Source organism: Bdellovibrio sp. 22V (assembly GCF_030169785.1).
In the GTDB taxonomy this organism is placed as follows: domain Bacteria; phylum Bdellovibrionota; class Bdellovibrionia; order Bdellovibrionales; family Bdellovibrionaceae; genus Bdellovibrio.
Window position 1 is genome coordinate 3,134,266 of sequence record NZ_CP125854.1, and the last position, 23,149, is coordinate 3,157,414.

Here is a 23,149-nt window from a genome sequence, read left to right on the forward strand (position 1 = left end):
CGCCTATCCGAGGATGGGGTTTGGAGTTGCTGTGGGGTCTTTGAGTTTGAGGCGGATTTCTAGAGGGAAATGGTCAGAGCTTACGATGGTGTGATGTACGCGGGCTTTGACGACGTCGAAGCCGCGCACGAAGACGTGATCGAGTTTTAGCAAACGACCGTCGTCTTCGAGATCCAAGTGCTCGAGATTGAGATCGCGGAAAATACTCTTCATAATCATATAGCGCTTGAAATTCCAAGTATTAAAATCCCCAGCCAACACGATGGGGCCTCTGAACTCGGACATTTTCTCTGCGATTTCATAGAGAGAATCTGTAAAGGCACCTAAGGTCACAAAATTGAGAACGTGTGTGCAGACGAATAAAGCTTTCGTGCCGCCGAAATCATACTCGTTAAAAAGCGTCAGCTTGGGCGTGAGCCAGAAGAGTTCTCTTGTTTTGGCGCGGATAAAATCCACCGCTTGAGGATGCAACTTAGAACCTATAGCCACACCCGTGCTGCGCAGGTCTTTTTTATAGTGAAAACTCTGCGCTAAATGCCACTCATAAGAAGAAAAACTTTCTTTCCAAATCCTAGGCATGCGCTGATCAATAATCGCCTCTTGAAGGAGAATAAAATCTTTCCCCTCCCCGAGCTTGCGGAAATCATTTTCAAAGATGTGAGCTTTTTGCCCTTTGTAGACATTCCACACGAAGATATCAAATTCCGAAGGCGGAGTGATAAGTGGTAAAGACTCCACTTCTCCGATCTTCATCAAAACTTTTTCCTTCGCAGGAATGACGTAAGGAACCATTACTTCACTCGATTCAAGTACGCCTCATCAACGGTTGCAACTTGCAAAGCTTGCGCTTCTTGTCGCTCTTGCTCTGCAAGCAAAGTTGAAAGATAGCGTTCTGTATAACTTGGAATAATAACAACAATGTTTTTTCCGCGATTTTCTTCGCGCGATGCCTGACGAAGACCTGCGGCAATCGCAGCACCCGACGAAATTCCCACGGGAATTCCTTCTGTCTTGATCACTTCGCGCGCCACCTTCATGGATTCTTCGGAAGAAACTTGCTCCACGCCATCAACGACGGAGCGATCCATCACCGAAGGCACAAAGCCCGCGCCGAGTCCTTGAATTTTATGCGGGCCGGGTTTGCCGCCCGAAAGCACAGGGCTTTCTGTAGGCTCGACTGCGATCATTTTGATCTTCGGATTTTTCGCTTTCAAAACCTGGCCAACACCGGTGATTGTCCCAGAAGTTCCTACGCCACTGATCACCATGTCGACTTTACCGTCAGTGTCTCTCCAGATTTCAAGAGCAGTGGTTTCTTTGTGAATCTCGGGATTTGCTTTATTATCGAATTGCGCCGGCATCCAAGCGTTGCCTGTTTTATCGATCAACTCCATCGCCTTCGCAATGGCCCCTTTCATTCCAAGAGGCCCCGGAGTCAAAATAATTTTCGCTCCCAAAAGAAGCAACAGCGTTCTGCGTTCTGCTGACATCGTCTCTGGCATCACGAGAGTTAAAGGATAACCTTTGGCCGCCGCGACGAAAGCTAAAGCAATGCCGGTGTTGCCGCTTGTGGGTTCGATGATCTGCATTCCTGGCTTCAATTTTCCAGTAAGCTCTGCGTCTTCCACCATCGCAAGGCCGATGCGGTCTTTCACAGAACCAAGAGGATTAAAAAATTCCAACTTCAAAAGAAGTTTTCCTGGCAAATTCTTGCCGATCCTTTGCATTTCCACCAAGGGGGTTTGACCAATTGTCTTTGTGATATCAGAATATATTTTCATATGTTGCCTGCTCGTCGGTTACATACAGTTTAGCCGGGCTTTTGACAGTAAAAATGGCCCTTGTTTAATGATACTCCCTGAGGCGCGGCGATAAAAGTTTAAGTTGAATAAATTTGCGTTCTATTTGTGTTTATAAAGGAGCCCGTGATGTCGACCCAACCTTATACTAGCTCTGTCACTACTCACTGTTTCCGTTTGAGACCCGGCCAAGACCTCAAAAAAGAGCTTCTCTATTATTGCCAAATGCATCATCTGCATGCGGCCTGCGTAATTTCCAGTGTCGGGAGCCTCACGAAGGCACACATTCGCTTGAGTGGTGGCAAAGACGTCGTGGAGTTTCAGGGGCCCTTTGAAATCATCTCGCTCAATGGAACCTTGAGCGCTGAAGGAATTCATTTGCATGTTTCTTTGTCGAACTTTGAAGGCGATGTGATTGGCGGGCACTTGATGGATGGATGTGAAATCTACACGACCGCGGAGATTGTGTTACTTGAAAACGTAGACCTGTCTTTCACGCGCGAGATGGACGGACATACGGGGTATAAGGAGCTGATCGTTAAGCAGCGATAGTTTTTCGCCGAAAAATTAAGCGCTATACTTCTTTGCGTATTGTTTCAATACTTCTCGCATAAGGCGCTGATATTTATTTCCAGTTTTTTCTGCCTGAGTTCGAAAGAAATCAAGCGTGGTTCCTTCGATCTCGATTGTGATTTTCACTTTATCGTCTGTGGCAAAGAGAACCTCTGGAGGTGGCAAAAAATCTTCCATTTTTTCGACTTTGCCAATTGGCGCCTCGAATTGTTCTGATGAATACTTAGATCTTCTTTTTGCTGATTTCTTTTTCATAAAATCTCTTCCATTTTCTCCAGCGACCAGCACCATATATTCTAATTCTTTTATGGATGACTTTAAATCGCACCGTCAAAATGTCTTCTCCGACTTTGCCTATACAAAAGTATCTAGACTCGTATTGGCTGTGGAGTTCATCAAAAATAAATATTCTATTGGGATCCCTGAATACGAATCTTGCTAACGAAAAATCAACACCGTGCTTACGCACATTAACTTCTTCTTTTTCGAGATCCCATTCAAAAGATCCTCTTATTACTATTGTTTTTAGCATATAACCATACTTTTATACATACTTTTTTACATAGATTTTTTAAGGATAGAGCAAAAGTTCGTCATTTCGCTGAGAATATATATGTCCGCAGAAATGTGGAATTTCGCATATTCTTGCCAAGGTTTTTGACAGTGCTTCCACCCTTGAAACACCTCACGAAGTTCGCTGGTAACATCTCGGCGACTTCGCGATAATATTTGTCAGCGGAGGACCACTTCATGATGAAGGTATTCTTTATATTTCTGCTTCTATTGTCTCTTCTTGGAATCGAACACGCTCACGCAACGAATGCACTGGGCGTTGTTCTTGGTGACCCTACCGGGGTTTCTGGGAGAATGGGTCTAGATAATGCTCACTCGCTGGAAGGAGCTGTGGCTTTTTCATTGGGTAAGGATGAGGATTTGCACTTGCATGCGACCTATCTTTGGGACCGGGCACGCTCATTTAACGTTGAAGGTGGCGGACCTCTTGAGATGTATTACGGCCTTGGTGTTCGCTTGATCACATTCGACGGCGGCAAACATGACGGCGAAGTTGCGATCGGACCGCGTGCGCCTCTAGGCTTGCTTTACAACTTTAATAATCCTGATATCGAGCTTTTTGGTGAAATTTCCGTCGCATTGGATCTCACGCCGGAAACCGATGTCGATTTGGATTTAGGTATCGGCGTTCGCGTGCGCTTTTAGTTCGGGGGCCTTCTTAAAAAGATGTAGCCATGCTTTGCTAAAAGTTTAACAATGAGAGCACAGAAAGTTGTTCTCATGCCGAAAAAAATTCTGCAAATCTGCCTTTCATCTTCATGGGGCGGCCTGGAAATGGTCGCCTTTGAGACTGCGGAGAAATTGAACTCTTCGGAGTACCGTTGTGTTACTTTCGCACCGGCAAATTCACCTCTGGCGCAACGCCTTTTAAAAAATGGTCTTCCTGTCATCGAAACTTCTTCGCGCCGCAAATCCTCATGGGCCAACGTTCAGAAATTGCGCTCTTTGATCATCGAAGAAAAGATTGAAAGCATTTTGGTTCAGCATCTTGGAGACTTGTTTTTGCTACGTTTAGCAATGTGGGGCTTCCATTCTCCCCGTGTAATTGGTTTTTCTCATACGTTTGTTGGAGTCTCCAAAAGAGACTTCTATCATCGCTGGCTCTATCGTTTACTGAACAAACTGATTGCACTCACGCCATCCCATGCACAAAATCTGCGGGAACATATCGCCATCGACCCAGAAAAAATCGTGGTTATTCCTAATTCTGTAGACACAGAGAAATTCTCTCCGAACAAGCGCAGTGAAAAAATCCGTCATGAGTTCGATCCTTCGGGAAAATGCTGTTTGATTGGACTCGTTGGGAGATTAGATAAAGCGAAGGGGCAAAAGCTTCTTATTGAAGCGGCGGCGCTTTTGAAAAAAGACCATGAAGTTTTTGATTTTAAAATCATTCTTGTAGGAGCGGAGACTTTAAATGAACCCGGCATTTTAAAAAATCTTGAAGCATTTACTAAAGAGTTGAGTCTTGAAAAGAATGTAATCTTCACGGGCCATCGTGAAGATGTTCCAGATATCATGGCCTCTTTGGATGTCGTTGTGATGGCGTCAGATGCGGAGACCTTTGGGCGCGTGATTATTGAAGCGATGGCAAGTGGAAGTGCCATTGTCGCTACTGACGCTGGCGGCGTTATCGACATAGTTAAACACGAAAATACAGGCCTTCTTTTTAAACCTAGAGACAGCCGAGGTCTCGCAAAAGCTCTTTACACCTTGAGCACGGATACAGTTATAAGAAACAAGCTTGCAAAGACCGGTTACGAACAAGCGTTAAAAACGTATTCCAATCATATAGTGTTAAAAAAACTAAACGCGCTCTTCTAAATCTTGCGCCGGTTGGTATTCTTTAACCAAATCTCTTAAGATATTTCTGACATGAACCGAGTCCCCAACCTCGCAAGAGCGCTTCAGCTCCTCTAGTTTTGGGAACAATATGTGCTCCTCGATCATGTTTTCAACGGCTCTGCGAATTCGCGGATGGTGAGTCCGCTCCACATTTTCTCCGATAAGAAGCTCTTCATAAAGCTTTTCACCAGGTCTTAATCCAACAAACTCAATAGAAATATCACCGGAGCCTGTTTTTGGATCACGCACTTCCAAACCGCTCAACTCAATCATCTTTTTAGCGAGGTCTACGATTTTAACGGGTTCCCCCATATCTAAGACAAATACGTCTCCCCCCGTTCCCATCGCCCCTGCTTGCAAAACAAGCTGTGCCGCCTCTGGGATAGTCATAAAATAGCGAGTGACATCCGGATGGGTCACCGTTACAGGGCCTCCTGCCCGGATTTGTTCCCTAAACAAAGGGACTACCGAGCCAGAAGATCCCAAAACGTTTCCGAAACGAACCATCGTCACACGCGTTTTTCCCGAGCCTGCCGTTGAGATGGCTTGCAAGACAAGCTCAGCCAGTCTTTTTGTCGCCCCCATGACGTTTGTAGGTCGCACAGCTTTATCCGTCGAAATTAAAACAAAGTTTTCGACTCCGGCTTCAATACTAGCGGAAACACAACTCCAAGTACCGAAAACATTGTTTTTTAATCCAGCAATAACATTGGCTTCAACAAGGGGCACATGCTTGTAGGCGGCCGCGTGATATACAGTACCGATCTTGTACGTACGAATTACATTCAGAACGTGTTCACGATTTAGTACGTCGCCGAGAATGGGGTAAACTTTTAGACATGGATGATGTCTTTTTAGGTCTTGTTCAATCTTATAGAGAGCATATTCACTTCGCTCAAAAAGAATGAGCGCTTCGGGCGAGTTTTGCGCTATTTGACGACATAACTCTGCTCCGATGGATCCCCCAGCCCCAGTCACCAGAACCATTTTGTTGAGTATGCAACTCGCAATTAAGTCTTGATAAGGCGGAACTGGATCGCGCCCCAGAAGATCCTCGACTCCGACTTCACGGATGTCCTCAATACGCACTCGCCCATCAACAAGCTCACCCATACCAGGAAGGGTTTTAAGAACAATGTCTTTGCCTTCAAACTTTTGAATGACTTCGCGACGACGAGACCGCGTAGCCGATGGCATCGCAATGAGAAGCTGATGGCATTCACGTTCGGCCATAACCTGCAATGCATCTTTAGGATCGTAAACGCGGATTCCCGCCACGTTCGTGCCTTGTAGTTCTTTATTATCATCAAAGAAAGCTACGGGCACAAACTCTGGACTCGATAACAAAGCCAATGCCGTTTGCAATCCTGAACGTCCCGCACCATAGATAGCGACCTTCTGACGTCGATCGGATCTACTCTCCAAAGTTCTTAATACTCCTCTTGCCATAAAACGGCTCGAAGCGATGTAGGCGATGGCGATGATCCAGTATATGACAATCGAAGAGCGCGGAATACCTTCCACGCGTCCCATGACCACAGCCGCTGTCAGCATAAATACCGATAGCGTGACTCCGTAGAAAACGGTCGCGATAATTTTATCGTCCATATAACGAATAACAGCACGATAAAGTCCGACACGAATAAAAATTGGAACAGTCAGAAACGGAAGAACGATGAAAAGCCAATAGTAAGATGAAACTTCAGGATAAAAAGTGCCGAATCTCAATGCAATCGCAGAATACAATGCCAAGGGAAGAAGCAAAACATCACAAAAAAGCATGATTAAAATTTTAGTTCTTCTTGGGAGTCCAGCGATTCGAACAAACATTTAAAAACCCTTTATTTGCCTAGCGCACCATAATGACATAACGAAAGAGGTTCAGCAACAAGTCGCGCCCAAGGGAGAGCCCCGTATTGACGCAGACTCCAATGAGCCAGTAGTCTGTCTTCCCAAGGAAGTATTATGAAAAAACAGATTCTTGTCGTCGGAGCTGGCGGTCATTCTAAAGTCGTTACAGAAATCGTTAACATGTCTTCAGAGTGGGAGATTGTCGCATATCTCGACGAGCAACCTAAAGCCGACCTTTTTCTCGGAAAGCCGGTGTTTACATCTCTAGAAAGCCTGAAATTCCACTTCCCTGCCGTACGCTTCGCATTTGTGGCCATAGGACAGAATAACATCCGAAAATTGTGGCACGAAAGTCTTGAAAAAAATGACTACAATTTGCCTTGGCTCAAGCATCCTACAGCAGAGGTTTCCGCCTCTGCGCAGATAGGCTCTGGCACTCTCATAGCTGCAAAATCTTTTGTAGGTCCTGATGCCAAAGTCGGCCGCGGAGTTATTGTCAATACGGCAGCGATTCTTGATCATGACTCCTCAATCGGAGATTTCTCACATCTTAGTCAGGGCGCCATCGCTTGTGGAGGAGCGCAGATTAGCGCAGAAGTTTTGATCGGGCCCGGCTGCATTCTGGAAAAGATGGCCGTAGCATCAGCAACAACGCCTGCAAATGACGTTGTGACAGCGCAATAGCGCATTTTCTAGTCAATTGAAAAAAATGAATGTAGGTTTTTAAACGACTTATGAGCAAACGTATTCTCGATCTACTTTTATGTTTTATTGCCTTTTTATTTTTAGGCATCCCTCTAATTCTCGTTTTCATTGCCGTAAGGCTGACATCCAAAGGCCCCGCGCTTCACTGGTCCAAACGCATCGGTCAGAACAACGAAATTTTTCTGATGCCTAAGTTTAGATCCATGCGCGTGAACACTCCGCAAGTGGCTACCCACCTTCTGACGGATCCGAGCCAGTACCTCACGCCCATCGGCGGATTCATCCGCAAAACAAGTTTGGATGAACTTCCGCAGCTACTCTCGGTCCTCAAAGGTGATATGAGTTTTGTCGGGCCACGCCCGGCACTCTTTAATCAAGACGATTTACGCGATCTTCGCACTCAATATGGGGTTCAAAAACTCAAGCCTGGAATTACTGGCTGGGCGCAAGTTAACGGGCGAGACGAACTGCCTATTCCTGTGAAGGTGGAGTTCGACAAGTATTATCTTGAACACTGCTCTATTGGTCTCGATATAAAAATTCTTTTTCTTACAGTTCTAAAAGTTCTAAAACGTGATGGCGTTAGCCACTAGGATGTCATGAAGAAAAAAGTTCTCCTTACGGGAGCCACAGGTTTTGTTGGAAGTAATTTTTTAAAACGTCATGGGAATGATTTCGACATCACTTGTTTGGATCTTCGCAAAGTTGCCTTAGAGTCGACTTCCTTTGCAGGATGTGACAGTCTGGTTCACTGTGCAGCCTTGGTTCATCAAATGCAAGGCGCTCCCGAGCAAGAGTACTTTAAGGTCAACTATGAATTGACAAAAGCTCTTGCAGAAAAAGCAAAACAAGAAGGCGTAAAACATTTTATCTTTATTAGCACAGCGCACGTTTATGGCGACTCTGGAAGCCTCACAGATCATCAAACACGGCTTACTGAAGAGACCGTCTGTCACCCGCATGATCCTTATGGACGAAGCAAATTAGCGGCGGAGGAATTCCTGTTAACGGTGCAATCCAATGACTTCACGGTGTCGATTATTCGTCCTCCGATGGTCTACGGCAAAGGTGCCAAAGGCAATATCGTAAGCTTGGCAAAACTTATTAAACTCTGCCCTCTTCTGCCTTTGGACTATACGAAGAATAGAAGAAGTATCGTTTTCGTCGGGAATCTCTGTCACTTCATCGCTTTGACTGTCGAAAAGAAGGCACCTGGAATACTTCTACCACAGGATGCTGAGGCCGTTTCGATCAGCACGCTCGTTAAGGAGATTGCAGGAGCCATGGATAGAAAAGTCGTTCTTTTTTCCGTCCCCAGCTTTTTATTAACTCTGATTTTCAAAGCCTCAAAAAAACTCTCTCTACGGCTTTTCGGTTCACTTGCCATGGACAGTAGCGCTAGCAATAAGAAGTTAGGATACACGGCGAAGTATTCAACAAGAGAAGGACTGAGAGAGCTTGTTACTTAGCTCTCTCTGAAAAAATGCCCAAGAGTCTTTTGACTTGCGCAACCATTTCGAAATTTTTTTCAAAATAGTTAAATCCAGAAGTTCCCATCGCCTGTAGCTTCTCCGGAGCCATCGCATGCATTTGACGTATATTCTCTGCCAGCGTCTTTCCGTCCTCGGCAGGCCCTACAAGACCACATTGAGATTCGAGAATAATCCGCGCACCTTCACCGTCGATGGCGCCAACGATGGGCTTTCCTGCGGCCATGTACGACTGCGTTTTCCATGGCAAGGTGTATTGCAATATTTCGTCCGAGTTTAGAGTCAGCATGAGCACTTTGGATTTAGCGTAGATCGTTGGAATGTAACTAATATCGAAACGTCCCAAACATTCTAGATTATCGAGACGGTGCTCTTTCTTCATATCTTGCACCCAGGAAAGCATACTTCCGCTCCCCACCAGGACAAGTTTGAGATCTTTGATATCTTTTAAATATTTTGCTGCATCGACAATAGTCTCCACAGACTGAGCCTTGCCGATGTTTCCGGCAAACACGACACAGAAGTTCTCACGAAGAACTTTCTCCGCTTCATCCGGAAGCGCCAACATTTCGCGATTTGCAACTCTCTTAAATGAATTAGGATAATAAAGGACTTCAGTTCCGCCTGCGAGACTTTTAATAGGCGCAATAAAACGCTCTGACTGCGCCAAGATCAGATCACAACATCGGTAGATAATCCGAACCATCACTTCAACTGCTTTTAGAATGATGCGGTTTTTTACAAATTTCGTGACGACGAGGCTTTCAGGCCACAGATCCAACACCCATAAAGCCAGAGTAGACCTTTTAAAAAACTTAAGCACAATTGCAGGAATTGTTGCTGTAATCGGAGATGGTGCGAATACAAAAATAACATCGAATTTTCGTTTTCTCAGAATCCAAGGACCAAGAACCGATGCAAAGAAAGCAAAGGACAAATAATTAAGAGCAAGATTTTTCGCTCCTCCACGTCCACGGGGACGAAGAGGGACACGATAGATATCTATATCTTTCCCGAACTTTTCAGTTTGAACACCGGAAACTTGATAACCTTTAAAGATGGCGCCATCCGGATAGTTAGGTTTTCCCGTGAGAACGGCAACTTCATGACCCAACTTCTCCATCTCCTCAACGAGCTCGTTGATAATGAAGGTTTCCGGCATAAAATACTGACTAACAACTAAAACCTTCATCTTAAAACCTGGAACTAGCTTTTGCGCCAAACAACACGATTAACATAGTCTGTATAACTAAGAATAATTCTGACCACTTTGTCCGAAACATTCGGCATTGAGTAGTCACCTACCAATCGCAACAATCTTTCTGCGCCGGAAGGCTGTTTGCTCAACACCTCCAATGCTTGAAGCACTCGTTCCGTCTCAAGTCCCACCATCATAACCGCAGCTTCTTCAAATCCCTCGGGTCTTTCATGGGCTTCACGAATATTTAAAGCCGGGAAATTCAAAACTGAAGACTCTTCGGTGATTGTTCCGCTATCAGAAAGAACCGCTCGAGCGTTCAGTTGCAAATTGTTGTAATCAGAAAACCCTAATGGCTTCATTAAGCGAACATTCGCGTGAAAAACACTTCCTCTTTTATTAATGCGATTTTGTGTTCGAGGGTGAGTAGATACAACCACAGGGAGGTTGAAATGCTCGGCCACGGAGTTTAGCGCTTTGACGAGCTTATCGAAATTCACGTCAGATTCGATGTTCTCTTCACGATGCGCGCTAACTAAAAAATACTGTCCTTTTGTTAAGCCCAGACGCTGTAAAACATCTGACGATGCAATCTTGCTTTGATAGTGATTCAACACCTCAAACATCGGACTGCCCGTTTTAATCACACGGTCTGGAGGCAAACCCTCTCTTAGAAGGTATTCCCTGGCAATGGTGCTGTAAGTAAGGTTGATATCAGCCGTATGGTCTACAATTCGTCTGTTAGTTTCTTCCGGAACGCGCTGATCAAAGCATCTGTTACCCGCCTCCATATGAAAGATTGGAATCTTTCTTCTTTTTGCAGCGATAACACTTAGACAGCTATTCGTATCACCAAGAACCAGTAAAGCTTCCGGTTGAACTTGGTCCATCACCTTATCTACAAGCTTTATGATGTTCCCAATCGTGTCGGTCGCGGATTCGCCGACAGCATTTAAAAAATGATCAGGCTTACGAACGCCCAAGTCTTGGAAGAAGATTTCATTCAGCTCGTAGTCGTAATTTTGGCCGGTATGGACAAGAGTGTGATCACAAAATTCATCAAGCTTCGCCAAGACGCGGGACAAGCGAATGATCTCCGGTCTTGTGCCTAATACTGTCATTACTTTCATTTTCTTCACTCTAAACCTCATGCCCGATGGTATCGGGTTTTTGCCTATCAAAGATCTCGTTCGCCCATAACATCACGACAAGCTCGTCAGAACCGATATTTGTAATGTCGTGCGACCACCCTGGAATCGTTTCTACAATTTTCGACTCGGATGCATCGACATCAAGTTCGTAAAATTCTTTTGTCACAATATGACGAAAGCGATAGCGACCTTTGCCTCTTAAGATCAAAAACTTTTCCGTTTTAGTGTGGTGATAATGCCCACCTCTTGTGATGCCTGGCCCCGCAGTAAAGAAAGAGAACTGACCTGACTCTTTGGTTTTCAGCATCTCAACAAACACACCCCGTTGATCGGCGTACCGCGGAACACTATAGGAAAACTGCTCAGGCTTTAGAAAGCTCAGGTAGGTGGCATGCAAAGCTCTATCAAGTCCGACTCCGACATGCTCGGTAACGAGCGTGTGGCGGCTGCTCTTGAAAGCTCTGATTCTTTCCGCCAACTCTCCCACCTTTACCGTAAACACGGGCGCCACCTGACGGTAACCTTGCGGTGGAGGATTTTCAGAAAAAGAATCCTCAAGAACCGAAATGAATTCTGACACGACATCATCGACATAAACCAGGTTCACTACGGCTTGTTCATCGTGAATTGTGATCGGTAGGTCATTAGCAATATTGTAGCAAAATGTCGCGACCGCCGAGTTGTAATTAGGCTTGCTCCACTTGCCGAAAATATTCGGAAGTCTGTAGATATAAACCGGAGCTTGCTTTTGCAAAGCAAATAAAAAATCCTCAGCTTGTTTTTTACTAACGCCGTAGTCGTTATTCTTTTCCGCCTGAATTGAGGATGTGTAGACGATGGGTGTTTTATTGCCTGAGTGAGCAACCAAGTCACAGATCTTTTGTGTTAGCGTCGCATTGCCTTCAGAGAACTCTTTAACATCAAGAGGTCGATTCACACCGGCTAAATGAAAAATGAAATCTGCATTATGAACAAGCGTTGCCAACTCACTCTCGGCTACACCACGATGAAACTCGAGGATGTCGAATTTCTTTAACTCTCGCAGTCTCACGATAAGGTTTTTGCCAAGAAATCCCTGGGAGCCCGTCACCAACACTTTCATAACTATTCCTCAGGATTTGCGGCGCGACCTTCACGAATGGCACGAATAAAGTCCAACTTCAACAAAAGCTCTTTCATGCCCGCAACATCAAGTCTTTCCGTATTGTGAGAGTTATAATCCTCAGATTGGGAAATTGCCACTTCACCTTGATCAACAAACTTTCCATAATTGAGATCACGTAAATCTGGTGGTACGCGATAGTAATCGCCCAGATCCTGAGCGGAGGCCATTTCTTCTCGGCTCAAAAGTGTTTCGTAAAGCTTCTCTCCGTGACGAGTACCCATGATGCTGATCGGATGCTGAGGAACACCGAGAAGTTCACGCAATGCTTTCGCTAAAACATCCACGGTAGCTGCCGGCGCTTTTTGCACGAAAATATCACCGTTTTTTGCGTGCTCAAAAGCATACAAGACAAGATCAACCGCATCCGCCAACGACATCATAAAACGCGTCATATGAGGATCCGTGATAGTTATCGGCTTTCCAGCTTTGATCTGTTCTACGAAAAGAGGAATCACCGACCCTCTGGACGCCATCACGTTTCCGTAACGAGTGCCAGAAATAACAATGTTTTCATCTTTTAAACCACGCGACTTCGCGACCATAACTTTTTCCATCATGGCTTTTGAAATTCCCATGGCATTGATCGGATAGACAGCTTTGTCTGTACTCAAACAGACAACTTTTTTGACTCCCGCTTGAATCGCCGCTTCAAGAACATTTTCAGTCCCGTTGACGTTCGTTTTAACTGCTTCCATGGGGTGGAATTCGCAAGAGGGAACTTGCTTCAAGGCAGCGGCGTGGAAAATAAAGTCAACGCCTCGACAAGCACTTGCGATACTATTGAAGTCACGCACGTCGCCAATATAAAATTTTAATTTATTAGATTTATATTTCTTACGAAGATCGTCTTGTTTTTTTTCGTCACGACTAAAAATTCGTATTTCGCCGATATCCGTTTCTAGGAAGCGCGACAAAACAGCATTTCCGAATGAACCAGTTCCGCCCGTAATTAAGAGTGTCTTGCCATTGAATAACACTAAAATTCTCCTATCCGTTACTTTGATAAAGACGACCGAATGAGGTCGTCCTTTTGCTGGGAACTTGGATAATTAATTAGAACAGCTCGATAGGGTCCCTTAAAAACAAAAAGACTTCCTGCTGCGACCCCAACTACGCCACAAGCGGAAATTACCTTTCCCATATCTGCTAAAGAACCGGCCCCACCCATGACGGTAATAGGAATTTTAACACTTTGACGGAGCTTCTGAGCTAGCTCCACGTCGTAGCCCTTCATGCGTCCGTCATCCTCTATTGAGTTAATGACTATTTCGCCTGCGCCTTTTTTTTCAGCTTCGATAGCGAACTCTAAGGCATTTTTCTTCGTGTTTTTCGTGCCGTTATGAGTCCACACATCATAGGTCTTGCCAAGAAGACGCTGTTTAACGTCAAGCACTACCACTACGCTTTGTTTTCCGATCTCATCCGCGATTTGAGTGATTAAATCAGGATTTTCAATAGCTGCAGCGCTGATCGCCACTTTTTCTACACCAAGAGAAATAATTTTTTTTGCTTGGGCAGCCGTCGTGATTCCGCCTCCGTAACAAAGGGGCATTCTGCACTCCGCAGCTAAAAACGCGATTTGCTTATAGTTCGGTTCTAGTCCTTTGGCAGTTGCATCTATATCAAGAACAACCAATTCATCCGCTTCTTTTTCGTTGAAAATTTTCACGGCGTTGATGGGATCCCCGACATATTTCGGATCTTTAAATCGAACTGTCTTAACGAGGCCACCATCTTGAATTAACAAACAAGGAATAACTCGAGGTCGTAACATTTTACAACTCCGCAAAATTCTTTAGGAGTGTGACACCAAAGTGGTGACTTTTCTCTGGGTGAAACTGAACACCATACACATGACCTTCAGAGACAACGCAGCTAAAATTTAAGCCGTAAGACGCCGTAGCTGCAATATTCTGATTTTGACTGCATTCAAAATAGTATGAGTGAAGAAAATAAAACCGTGCTTCTTTTTCGATTCCCTTGAATAAGGGACAACCTGTCACAGGCTCAACGTCATTCCAGCCCATATGAGGCATCGGCAACTCAGCAAGATCAGGATTCGACTTAAACCATCGTACTTTTCCAGGTATCCACTGAAGACCTGGCAAGACGCCTTCTTCACTGCTATCTGCAAGCATTTGCATGCCTACGCAAATACCGAGCACAGGAACACGATCTTTTTGCACAAGATTTGTGACCACTTCGCGCATACCGGAAGCGCTAAATCTTTCCATCGCATGATCGAAGGCGCCTACTCCCGGCAGGATAAGTTTAGTCGCGCCAATCAATTCGTCCGCTGTTTTTGCCACCTTCACAGGGATGTGAAGGCGCTTATATACGTTCACGAATGCCTGAATGTTACCCAAACCGTAGTCGATGATGGTAATCATCTAAATAGCCTTTTCTCAAGCCCCATCGCTGTCATTGCTCGAGAGCCAATTCCAATAAGGAATCTTTTATTTTTATAGTCCAAGCATGTCTTATTCTTACCTTCAAAGATTGTTTGAAGTTCTGCGACACTCATATCAAGTTTATTCGCGACGTATTCAAATTCTGTTTTCAAAAACTCTTCATTCATTTCAGGTTTAGAGATCCGCTCAAGTGCCTCATCTCTCGTCATCTGACCTGTCATGATAAGACTTGAAAAATGCGCGCGACGTTTCTCGTAACCAAACTTTCGCGGCATCCAGTAATCTTCATAAAAACGCGTGAAACGAGATTCATGGTGCTTGTGCTGGAACTTTTTCCAACCGAAACGCTTCTCTAAAGTTTCCTCAGCTTCACGCTTAATGTAGGGAACCAAATTGAGAGGACGTACGACTTCCATTCCTAATACATATCGATAGAAAATTTTGTACGACAAAATGTCTACAATAGGGAAAGTCTTCAATGGTCTTTTCCCGAACTTGGAGTGGATGTCTTTAATTAAGGTCTTATCAATACCTGGATAAGCTCCCCATTCTTCGGGTTCTCGACAACATTCAGTGGAGTAATTCCCACCCGTCAAAACATATTTAATTTTGTGCTTCTTCGCGAATTTATATAGAGCCGAAAAAAATGCTGTATCTTGGGGAATATCTTGATCAGGAACTTGCGCCTTTAGAAACGCTGTTTGCAGATCCTTCATTTCTTCCCAATTGATAACTTCCGTATAAAGATCGAGCCCCAAACCATCGACAAGCTTTTCAACATTTCCTACGGCCTGGTCTGTATTCCATCCTGCATCGACGTGAAATAAAAGTGGACGGAGGCCCATTTTTTCCTTCGCAATGTATGCTGCGTATGAACTGTCGAGCCCACCGCTCAAACCGATGATACAATCGAATTCACGTCCTTTTCCGTCCTTTTTAATTTTTTCCGTGAGTCGCTCTAACTTCGCCTCACCTCGAATATCGGAATGCCAACTAGGTTTTATACTTTCGCTGAAATTTCGACAGTAATCGCAGAGACCGGCCTCATCAAAAGTAATATTTGGATCGCTAGTATCCATAATACAATTACTACAAATTTTGTACTCGCTCGAAGACACTGGATCTCCAAATTAATTTAATTAGAAAGTTCAATACGCATCGTTAAAATATAAATATCTAACATAAATATATAGAAATCAGCTACTTCGGACCCCATAACGCAAATTGCTATAGCTATGCTTGTTCTGAATTTCTATAATTGATTCTTACGATCGCATACAGGGTCGCAAAATAAAATAAGTCAATAAGGGTGGGGAAAAGGACAGGCTCTGTCATGGCGCGGAAGAATATAACAAGCAGAGTTATTAACAAATAAAGACTGTTTCTATTAACTTTATTCTTCAAAAAAACCACAAAAGGGCTTGCAAGCAATAAAATTACATAAACTATACCGAACTTGCCATGAGCTCTAATAAAAGAATTATGTGGATTTCCCGAATAAAAATCACCGATGATAGAGCCTTTAAAATCACCTCCAAGAATCAGGTCCATAGGAGTTAAGCGCCTATAATAATCAATCCACATTTCAATACGCGGTTGATCATAGAATCCTCTCGCTAAGTTTGTATTCATAATTAATGCTAAAATAGAGTCAAATCTCTTTACAATTAGGAACGATCCAAAAATTACGACCGCCAAGTACACCCATCTTTTTGCTTTATCAAAGGCCAACCCATAAAAGAAGTTTATAGAAAGCAACATCAAGGACGCAAGGATAGAACCACGCCCAAATCCTACATAGCAAATGAACAGCGTGAGAAAGTTTTGTGCCCAAGAAGGGAGAGTTCTTTTATAATGAAAATGTAAAGCATTATAGCACGCCTGCAAAATTATTAGATATGAGGTAATACCATTTGCACTGGAACCTCCCACCAAAGAACTTAACGGATCAGATGCCGGATGCAAAATGATTATAGAAATAAGTCCCATCTGAATAAGAAACAACGAGCCCCTGAAACAAACGTAAAAATAGTTGGTATTTTTTGAAAGGAAGTGGGAAACAAAAAAAATTAAAAGAATATAAATAAAATAAGCTAAATTGGTAAGACTTCTCTGTACGGAAAAAGGCAAAACAAGAAGACATGCTAATAATATGGAAGTTACAAAAGTAACAACCGTTCGCTCTTCTCGAAGAAGGATTAGCTCAGATTTCTTTAAATATAAGAAAATAAATAATGTACTGATACCTCCCCACGAAAACATTACGAGAAAATTCTGAGATGCAAACGCTACAAATGTAAATACTAAATAAATGATCCCAAGTAGAATTAGATTTGTCCTTATGGCTTTATCTGCACTCATATCGAAATCTTTCCCTTTGTTACCTTAATCGCCACGGCATGCTATAGTTGAGATTGGATATCCACCAAACCAAAAAAAATGCAATAACCCGAGTGATCAAAAAAGCGTAAGCGGCCCCCATTACCTGATTCTCTTTTATTAAAAAGTAACTTAAACCAAGCCCCAAAAGATTTGAACCAATAGTAACAACAGAAAGGATAGCGGTTTTTTCGGTATAGAATAGATAGTTCGTAACCATTAAATACATCCCGCCAAATGCCTGACCAAGCACCAGGACACCGATTAGAGACTTAGCTTCCTGATACTCTTCGTTAAAGACTAAACTAATAAAGAGTGGACCTACTAGAAAAGCCAGAGCTGCTATGCCTAACATAACAACGAAATGTGCATAAGTTATTTTAACAACCAAGATTCTGGTTTGCTCTAAACCCTCTTTGAGATGTTCAAAAAGCCAAGGAACAAAAGCCCGATTGAAAGCATCACATGCAACCCCCAGTATCATCGACAACTGAAACGCAAACAAGTAAATACCGACTGAGGATGCGTCTACGAGTTTCTTCAAAAAAAATAACGATGCCCAATTACTAAGAAAAATGGTCAACCCGTGGGGTATTAAAGGAACACCAAATTTAAGAGCATTACGGATGTGCCTAGCATCATAACTTGCCACCACTCTCCGCTTTTTAACAATTCCCAATATAGAGACAATACCCATAACAGCTGAAGCCAACAAAATAGAATAAATCCGCTCTCTTCCTCCTCCAGAAAAGTGGACGACGGCAATTAATCCTAGAACGACATTTAAAAGAATACTGAGAATTTGGAAAATACTATAAAGAACCGTCTCACCTTCCGATTGAAGGATCGCAAGCAAGAAATTTAAGCCAAAAGAAAAAAAAGCGTATCCAAATCCTGCCCAGACTATAAATGGAGAAATATCGAAAAGATTTTTAGTTGGATTAATTAACGTGGCTAAAACAATGGAAATTACAATACCGCTTAACAACCACAATAGAATAATATTATAATTATAAACACCAAATTCAGAGTCGCTAAATTCAACTTTCTTTTTACTTACTGAACCCGAAGCTCCAAACCCCACCACAGCAAGGAAAATTGTGTAAATACCTTGAAAAAGTCCCACCATCCCATACTCTTCAGTGCTTAAGTGTTTAGTAAAGAGAGGCATTGCGAGAAATGGAATCACCGCGCTGATTATTCCTGAAATAAGATAAATTAAGGAGTTGAAACCTAATCCCTTAATGATCGAGACTTTCATACAATCTAAGTCTCTTTAAATTCATAAGTCATGTCCCCTCTAACCGCAGAATAGCTAACAACTAACACGGCTATCGCTACGCCCGAAAAAGCACACAAAATTGCAAATAATAAGCTTTTTCCAGAATTACCGCTATCTGTAGATTCAGTCTTCTCGATGCGAAACAAATTCAATCCACTAAGTGAAATTTTTCGAGAGGACAGATCTTCAAGGTCACTCCTTATTTCCGTTAGGGTAGTTAAATTGTCGGACTTAGCGTCGGCTTTTCTTTGGGCACCATTCTTTCTATTAAAGATCTCTTTTCTGGTCACTCGCATTTCTTGTGCTCGAAGCTCCGCAAGCTTTCTTTGAACCTCAATTTTTACCTTATCCAAAAAACGCTCAACGATACGTACCTGAAGCCTCCCTAGCACATCAACCGATGTGCTAGGGAGGCTCATAGAATTTTTGGTAAGAAAAAGATTATACTGTTTGCGATAAGGGTCATAATAACTTCGAATATCCAGCAAACCTGAATCACCCGTTTCCAATCTGATTCTTTTTAAGTCATCGACGTTATAAAAAACTTCTCCGATTGTTTGACGAAGCAAGTCTCCAGCTAAGATCACTGTTTCATTATTAATCCATTTAATATCCCATGAATTAATATAAATAATATCTTCATTGCTCTCGAGTTCATCATTCACCGAAAACGTAACTCGCTCAATTCGATTATCCGAGAGTAAATTAAAAGAAAATAAAAAGCCAAGTATGCCACACGTAGTTGCACAAATGAGGAAAAGCCATTTTCTATACATTAGAATACTAAGAATTTTACACATGACTTACGGCCTTTCGCCTTTGAGCATGCGTACGCCTGCTTGTTCAGCTTTAATCCAATCTTCTTCATAATCTATATCAATGGAAATACTAGATTCCATTTCAAAGGCGCCTGTTTTTTCTGTAAATAAGGACTTCTTTTGGATAAAATAATTGTAATTGGATATATAAATCGCTCCGTTTAGAACTACTAACTTATTCTCCGGGCTTTTTACAGGAAGAAAATTTGTTAACTTTGTTAATAGTCCTTGTGATTCTATCGCGATATGGGAAATATTTTCGGAGCAAGGACGCACACTAACAATCTGCTCAAATTCACTCTCATAAAAAACCTTAAGACACTCTGCAATATCCTTGCTGCCACGAAGTGGTGATGTTGGTTGCAACAGAATAATATTATCAAATTCATCTTTTATCTTCGATATCACGTCCAATATCACTTCGACACTCGTTGCACCGTCTGTCGCCAGATGTCCTTCTCGCTCAATAAATGTAATAGACGGATATGAACTTTTCATATTGAGAATATCAATATCATCAGTAGTGACCACAACGCGTGATATTTTCTCAACCGCAATCGCTGCGTCCATGGTCCACTGGATTAATGGTTTTCCTAGAAATTTTCGTTTATTTTTTCCTGGAACTCTTTTGGAGCCAGCTCTTGCAGGTATTATTGCGAGGTTCTTCATGAATTACTCACCAAAATGTCCTTCGAACTCTGCCTGAGCTCTATGGAAATCTTCCAAGCGCCCAATATCGACCCAATAGTCTTTTAACTTGTAACATCGAACCGACTTATTCTCCTGCTTTAAAGCCGTAAATAGATTCGGCATATCAAAGAACTGTCCTTGAGGAATGTGTTTTAATGCTTCTGGTGATAAAATATAGATTCCAGCGTTTACAAATGTACGCTCCCTAGGCTTTTCTTCTATAGACAAAATATTATCACCGTCGACTCTAACTACTCCATACGGAATTTCAATATAATGCTCACGCACTACCATCGTTGCTGCTGCTCCCGTAAAAGAGTGAGCATCAAGCATTTCAGAAAAGTTCGCACGAGTTAAAATGTCACCATTCATTACAAAAAAAGGTTCTTTAGGAATATCAGGCATAATTGAAAGACCTCCGCAGGTTCCAAGAGGTATATCTTCGTGTAGATATTCAATTGCAACCCCCCACTTCTCTCCATTTGCAAAGTATTCTTTAATCATTTCAGCGCGATAATTAACGACGAAGACGAACTTATAGAATCCGAGTTCGCTAAAACGCCGAACGATAGTTTCCAGTATGGGCCTACCCCCAACCTTCAAAAGAGGCTTTGGTATACTATCAGTGAGAGGACTTAACCTTTTTCCAAAACCTCCCACCATGAGAATAACTTTGTTTTCTCGCTTAATAAGGCCAAATAGCTCATCTGAACCCTCAATGCGAACAACACGCCCAGTACTATCAAGTACTGGCAAATGACGAATTCGCCACTGACGCATTTTGGCCAACACCTCACTCCGAGATAATCCTTCGGATATGGCCCTTGGACTTTTGTTCATTACATCGACAACCTTTTGATCCATATTGGGTGATTTCAAAAGTGCACGACGAATATCACCATCAGTTAATGCACCAACAAGCTTTCCCTCTTGGTTTAACACAAAACATATCTGCAATAGATTTTTATCCAAAATTTCCATCGCGCGACGAAGCGTATCCTGAGGTGATACAAAAATATCGGATGTAACTTTCATTATTAATCCACCATATTCTTATTTTCGATCATAAAACATTTTTTTAGGAAAGATGGTAAACTTCGTTGACTTCAGAATTTCAACCATCTGTTCCGCAGCATTTCCAATTCCATACAAGGAGAAAGAACATGCACCGTGAGTCTCTTTAAAACGCACGGCCGCATTTATCGCATCAGAGATTTCATCAACGGTACCAGCGACGTTAAATATAGATTTGGCCATTTCACGTCCTTTTTGACGATCTCCTATATTTACAGTTGGAGTTCCAATCGCAGGAGCCTCAATAATTCCGCTTGAAGAATTACCGGCAACAACACTTGCAATCTTTAAGAGAGACAAATAGCGTTTCATTCCGAGTGAGTAAACGTAAGCCGTCGTTCTTGAGTGAACTTTAACGAACTCTTCAATCTCTTTGTGAATCGCTTCATTCCCATGATCTGCATTAGCCCTTGTGAATACAACACTTGTAATTCCAGCTTCAATTCTACTCTCTAAGGCCGTCAATAGAGCTTTAACTTGAGCATGATCTTTTTCAGGATTTAATGTTTCGGGATGATATGTGATCGCAATGACCTCGGAGCGCAAGTCTATCCCGAGGATAGCTTCCATTTCCTTCTTTGAAAGTAGCTGAACATTTTTAATGTTATCGACGCCAAGTGCGCCTACATTAAACACACGATCCGGGGCTTCACCTAACGAAATGACACGTTCACGATATCGTTCCGTCGCTACAAAGTGAATGTATGAAAGTTTAGAAATACAATGGCGATAAGCTTCATCCAAAGCGCCTTCCGTCACCTCTCCTCCATGTAGATGAACTATCGGAATTCCCAAGCCATTGCATGCAACTGCAAATGCAAGGGCTTCGAACCTATCACCTAGAAGAATTGCAAAATCGGGTTTATCTGCAGCCAAAACTTTCGCAAAACTACTTAAAGCCTCAGCCATAATCCCTAGATGAAATATATCGACAGAGTCCTCCATAATCACAGGAACTTGATAGAAAATAGGTATTTGTTGAGCTTTTATTTCGTCTACTGTTAGGCCATGCCCTTTTGACAAATGCGTACCGGTAACAAAAAGCCTTAATTCAAATACAGGTTCAGATAGAAGACGTTTTAACAGGGGTGTTAATATACCAAAATCAGCTCGAGTGCTCGTAAAAACACAAACCTTATTCATCGATGAGCTCGTTGATAGAATAATCCCTAGCAGCGGTCTTGCCAAGAAACTCGTACCATCGCATCGGAGATATGCCAGTTCCAGGTCTCAACACAGTCAAATTTTCTTCAGAGAACACTTCGCCTCTTTTAATATTTACTTTAGCCACGAGCGATTTACGAGCTACAGCTCTATTCTTAAACTCACTTTGCGTTGGTATTTTTTGAGAGACACCTAACGCCTCCTCAATATTTCGGATTGAAGTCACCATAGCCTTAAGCTCATGTGGCTCAAGAGACGCTTTGTGATCTGGTCCTTCCATATTACGATCTAAAGTAAAATGTTTTTCGATAACGGTTGCTCCCAAAGCAACAGCCGCAATTGGAACCTCAATTCCCATTGTGTGATCAGAATATCCGACAGCAACACCTAAATCAGCTCCCAAAGTAGCCATTACATTTAGATTAACGTCAGACATCTTCGTCGGATAATCAGTATTGCAGTGAAGAACGGTAATTTTAGACAGCGGAGTTCCCTTTGACGTGAGAACTTTTACTGCATCACGTACCTCGACAAGGTCAGCCATACCTGTTGACAAAATGATTGGATCACCAGTAGCTGCCAACCTCTCGAGATATGGCAGGTTAGTGATCTCTCCACTTGGAATCTTCCAAATTCCCATTCCAAGAGTCTTAAGAAAGTCTAAACTTGCGACATCGAATCCTGTTGACAGAAACTTAATATTTTTCTTACGGCAGTGCTCTATGAGAGCATGATGATACTCCGGCTTTAATTCTAGTTTCTTCAGCATGTTAAATTGACTTCCGCCGTTCATGCCAATGTTATTTTTTTGATACTCTGCCATCGGAGCTTCGCTTGTCACTAGTGTCTCCGCCTTGAACGTTTGGAATTTGACGATGTCTGCTCCTGCTTCCGCAGCAACATCAATGAGCTTAATAGCCGTCTCGAGATCACCGTTATGGTTCACTCCTGCTTCGGCAATGATTAACACTTTCTTCAACC

Annotated in this window: 25 protein-coding genes; 6 read left to right on the top strand and 19 right to left on the bottom strand. The window is 42.9% G+C overall.

Annotation, left to right across the window (positions count from 1 at the left end):
• Window positions 1–3 precede the first annotated feature (3 nt).
• Together QJS83_RS15175 and cysK are read right to left on the bottom strand one after the other, a co-directional pair.
• On the bottom strand, window positions 4–792 hold the full coding sequence (locus QJS83_RS15175) for an endonuclease/exonuclease/phosphatase family protein (RefSeq protein WP_284606075.1): 789 nt from the start codon (window positions 790–792) through the stop codon (window positions 4–6).
• Window positions 792–1,781: a cysteine synthase A gene (cysK, locus tag QJS83_RS15180; protein ID WP_284606077.1), complete on the bottom strand. Its 990-nt coding sequence runs from the start codon at window positions 1,779–1,781 to the stop codon at window positions 792–794. Before cysK ends, QJS83_RS15175 begins: the two co-directional genes overlap by 1 nt.
• A gap of 147 nt (window positions 1,782–1,928) precedes the next feature.
• Here cysK and QJS83_RS15185 point away from each other — a divergent pair, with 147 nt between their 5' ends.
• The gene (locus tag QJS83_RS15185) at window positions 1,929–2,351 is read left to right on the top strand and encodes a PPC domain-containing DNA-binding protein (RefSeq protein WP_284606079.1); all 423 of its coding nucleotides are present in this window, start codon (window positions 1,929–1,931) and stop codon (window positions 2,349–2,351) included.
• Between the two features lie 15 nt (window positions 2,352–2,366).
• Here QJS83_RS15185 and QJS83_RS15190 read toward each other — a convergent pair whose 3' ends face one another.
• Both QJS83_RS15190 and QJS83_RS15195 read right to left on the bottom strand, forming a co-directional pair.
• Window positions 2,367–2,627 (bottom strand): hypothetical protein, encoded by a 261-nt coding sequence (locus tag QJS83_RS15190; protein WP_284606081.1) that lies wholly within the window; start codon window positions 2,625–2,627, stop codon window positions 2,367–2,369.
• Window positions 2,596–2,904, bottom strand: a complete 309-nt coding sequence (locus QJS83_RS15195) for a BrnT family toxin (RefSeq protein WP_284606084.1) — start codon at window positions 2,902–2,904, stop codon at window positions 2,596–2,598. Before QJS83_RS15195 ends, QJS83_RS15190 begins: the two co-directional genes overlap by 32 nt.
• Window positions 2,905–3,122: 218 nt before the next feature.
• Here QJS83_RS15195 and QJS83_RS15200 point away from each other — a divergent pair, with 218 nt between their 5' ends.
• Window positions 3,123–3,590: a hypothetical protein gene (locus tag QJS83_RS15200; protein ID WP_284606086.1), complete on the top strand. Its 468-nt coding sequence runs from the start codon at window positions 3,123–3,125 to the stop codon at window positions 3,588–3,590.
• Window positions 3,591–3,665: 75 nt separating this feature from the next.
• A complete protein-coding gene (locus QJS83_RS15205; protein WP_284608801.1) occupies window positions 3,666–4,769 on the top strand; it encodes a glycosyltransferase family 4 protein in 1,104 nt (367 codons plus the stop codon).
• On the opposite strand, the gene QJS83_RS15210 is transcribed toward QJS83_RS15205, so the two are convergent.
• The gene (locus QJS83_RS15210; RefSeq protein WP_284606087.1) at window positions 4,752–6,572 is read right to left on the bottom strand and encodes a polysaccharide biosynthesis protein; all 1,821 of its coding nucleotides are present in this window, start codon (window positions 6,570–6,572) and stop codon (window positions 4,752–4,754) included. The genes QJS83_RS15205 and QJS83_RS15210 overlap by 18 nt on opposite strands.
• A 183-nt stretch (window positions 6,573–6,755) precedes the next feature.
• On the opposite strand from QJS83_RS15210, the gene QJS83_RS15215 reads away from it, so the two are divergent.
• Genes QJS83_RS15215 through QJS83_RS15225 form a run of 3 tightly spaced genes read left to right on the top strand, consistent with a single transcriptional unit; the run spans window position 6,756 to window position 8,815 of the window.
• On the top strand, window positions 6,756–7,325 hold the full coding sequence (locus QJS83_RS15215) for an acetyltransferase (protein ID WP_284606089.1): 570 nt from the start codon (window positions 6,756–6,758) through the stop codon (window positions 7,323–7,325).
• 50 nt (window positions 7,326–7,375) lie between these two features.
• Entirely contained in the window at window positions 7,376–7,939 is a 564-nt protein-coding gene (locus QJS83_RS15220) for a sugar transferase (protein ID WP_284606091.1), read from the top strand.
• Between the two features lie 6 nt (window positions 7,940–7,945).
• Window positions 7,946–8,815 (top strand): NAD-dependent epimerase/dehydratase family protein, encoded by an 870-nt coding sequence (locus tag QJS83_RS15225; protein ID WP_284606093.1) that lies wholly within the window; start codon window positions 7,946–7,948, stop codon window positions 8,813–8,815.
• On the opposite strand, the gene QJS83_RS15230 is transcribed toward QJS83_RS15225, so the two are convergent.
• From QJS83_RS15230 to neuB, 14 genes are all read right to left on the bottom strand, one after another.
• On the bottom strand, window positions 8,808–10,058 hold the full coding sequence (locus QJS83_RS15230; protein WP_284606094.1) for a glycosyltransferase family 4 protein: 1,251 nt from the start codon (window positions 10,056–10,058) through the stop codon (window positions 8,808–8,810). The genes QJS83_RS15225 and QJS83_RS15230 overlap by 8 nt on opposite strands.
• Complete coding sequence (wecB, locus tag QJS83_RS15235) at window positions 10,043–11,173, bottom strand: non-hydrolyzing UDP-N-acetylglucosamine 2-epimerase (protein ID WP_350158967.1); 1,131 nt, start codon at window positions 11,171–11,173, stop codon at window positions 10,043–10,045. Before wecB ends, QJS83_RS15230 begins: the two co-directional genes overlap by 16 nt.
• A 1-nt stretch (window position 11,174) precedes the next feature.
• Complete coding sequence (gene wbjC, locus QJS83_RS15240; RefSeq protein WP_284606097.1) at window positions 11,175–12,287, bottom strand: UDP-2-acetamido-2,6-beta-L-arabino-hexul-4-ose reductase; 1,113 nt, start codon at window positions 12,285–12,287, stop codon at window positions 11,175–11,177.
• Between the two features lie 2 nt (window positions 12,288–12,289).
• Window positions 12,290–13,333, bottom strand: coding sequence for a polysaccharide biosynthesis protein (locus QJS83_RS15245; protein ID WP_350159295.1), 1,044 nt, complete (start codon window positions 13,331–13,333; stop codon window positions 12,290–12,292).
• Between the two features lie 11 nt (window positions 13,334–13,344).
• Window positions 13,345–14,124 carry an AglZ/HisF2 family acetamidino modification protein gene (locus QJS83_RS15250; protein WP_284606101.1) on the bottom strand — a complete coding sequence of 260 codons (780 nt, stop codon included), beginning with the start codon at window positions 14,122–14,124 and terminating at the stop codon, window positions 13,345–13,347.
• Window position 14,125: 1 nt separating this feature from the next.
• Window positions 14,126–14,740 (bottom strand): imidazole glycerol phosphate synthase subunit HisH, encoded by a 615-nt coding sequence (gene hisH, locus QJS83_RS15255; protein WP_284606102.1) that lies wholly within the window; start codon window positions 14,738–14,740, stop codon window positions 14,126–14,128.
• Window positions 14,737–15,879, bottom strand: coding sequence for an N-acetyl sugar amidotransferase (locus QJS83_RS15260; RefSeq protein WP_284606104.1), 1,143 nt, complete (start codon window positions 15,877–15,879; stop codon window positions 14,737–14,739). The genes hisH and QJS83_RS15260 overlap by 4 nt, the downstream gene beginning before the upstream one ends.
• A 115-nt stretch (window positions 15,880–15,994) precedes the next feature.
• Complete coding sequence (locus QJS83_RS15265; RefSeq protein ID WP_284606106.1) at window positions 15,995–17,122, bottom strand: hypothetical protein; 1,128 nt, start codon at window positions 17,120–17,122, stop codon at window positions 15,995–15,997.
• Between the two features lie 19 nt (window positions 17,123–17,141).
• Window positions 17,142–18,401 carry an oligosaccharide flippase family protein gene (locus QJS83_RS15270; RefSeq protein WP_284606107.1) on the bottom strand — a complete coding sequence of 420 codons (1,260 nt, stop codon included), beginning with the start codon at window positions 18,399–18,401 and terminating at the stop codon, window positions 17,142–17,144.
• A gap of 5 nt (window positions 18,402–18,406) precedes the next feature.
• Window positions 18,407–19,198 carry a hypothetical protein gene (locus QJS83_RS15275; RefSeq protein ID WP_284606109.1) on the bottom strand — a complete coding sequence of 264 codons (792 nt, stop codon included), beginning with the start codon at window positions 19,196–19,198 and terminating at the stop codon, window positions 18,407–18,409.
• Between the two features lie 27 nt (window positions 19,199–19,225).
• Window positions 19,226–19,909 (bottom strand): acylneuraminate cytidylyltransferase family protein, encoded by a 684-nt coding sequence (locus QJS83_RS15280; RefSeq protein WP_284606112.1) that lies wholly within the window; start codon window positions 19,907–19,909, stop codon window positions 19,226–19,228.
• Window positions 19,910–19,912: 3 nt separating this feature from the next.
• Complete coding sequence (locus QJS83_RS15285; RefSeq protein WP_284606115.1) at window positions 19,913–20,965, bottom strand: nucleotidyltransferase family protein; 1,053 nt, start codon at window positions 20,963–20,965, stop codon at window positions 19,913–19,915.
• Window positions 20,966–20,983: 18 nt separating this feature from the next.
• On the bottom strand, window positions 20,984–22,147 hold the full coding sequence (gene neuC, locus QJS83_RS15290) for a UDP-N-acetylglucosamine 2-epimerase (RefSeq protein ID WP_284606118.1): 1,164 nt from the start codon (window positions 22,145–22,147) through the stop codon (window positions 20,984–20,986).
• Window positions 22,140–23,147 (bottom strand): N-acetylneuraminate synthase, encoded by a 1,008-nt coding sequence (gene neuB / locus QJS83_RS15295; protein WP_350159296.1) that lies wholly within the window; start codon window positions 23,145–23,147, stop codon window positions 22,140–22,142. The genes neuC and neuB overlap by 8 nt, the downstream gene beginning before the upstream one ends.
• Window positions 23,148–23,149 lie beyond the last annotated feature (2 nt).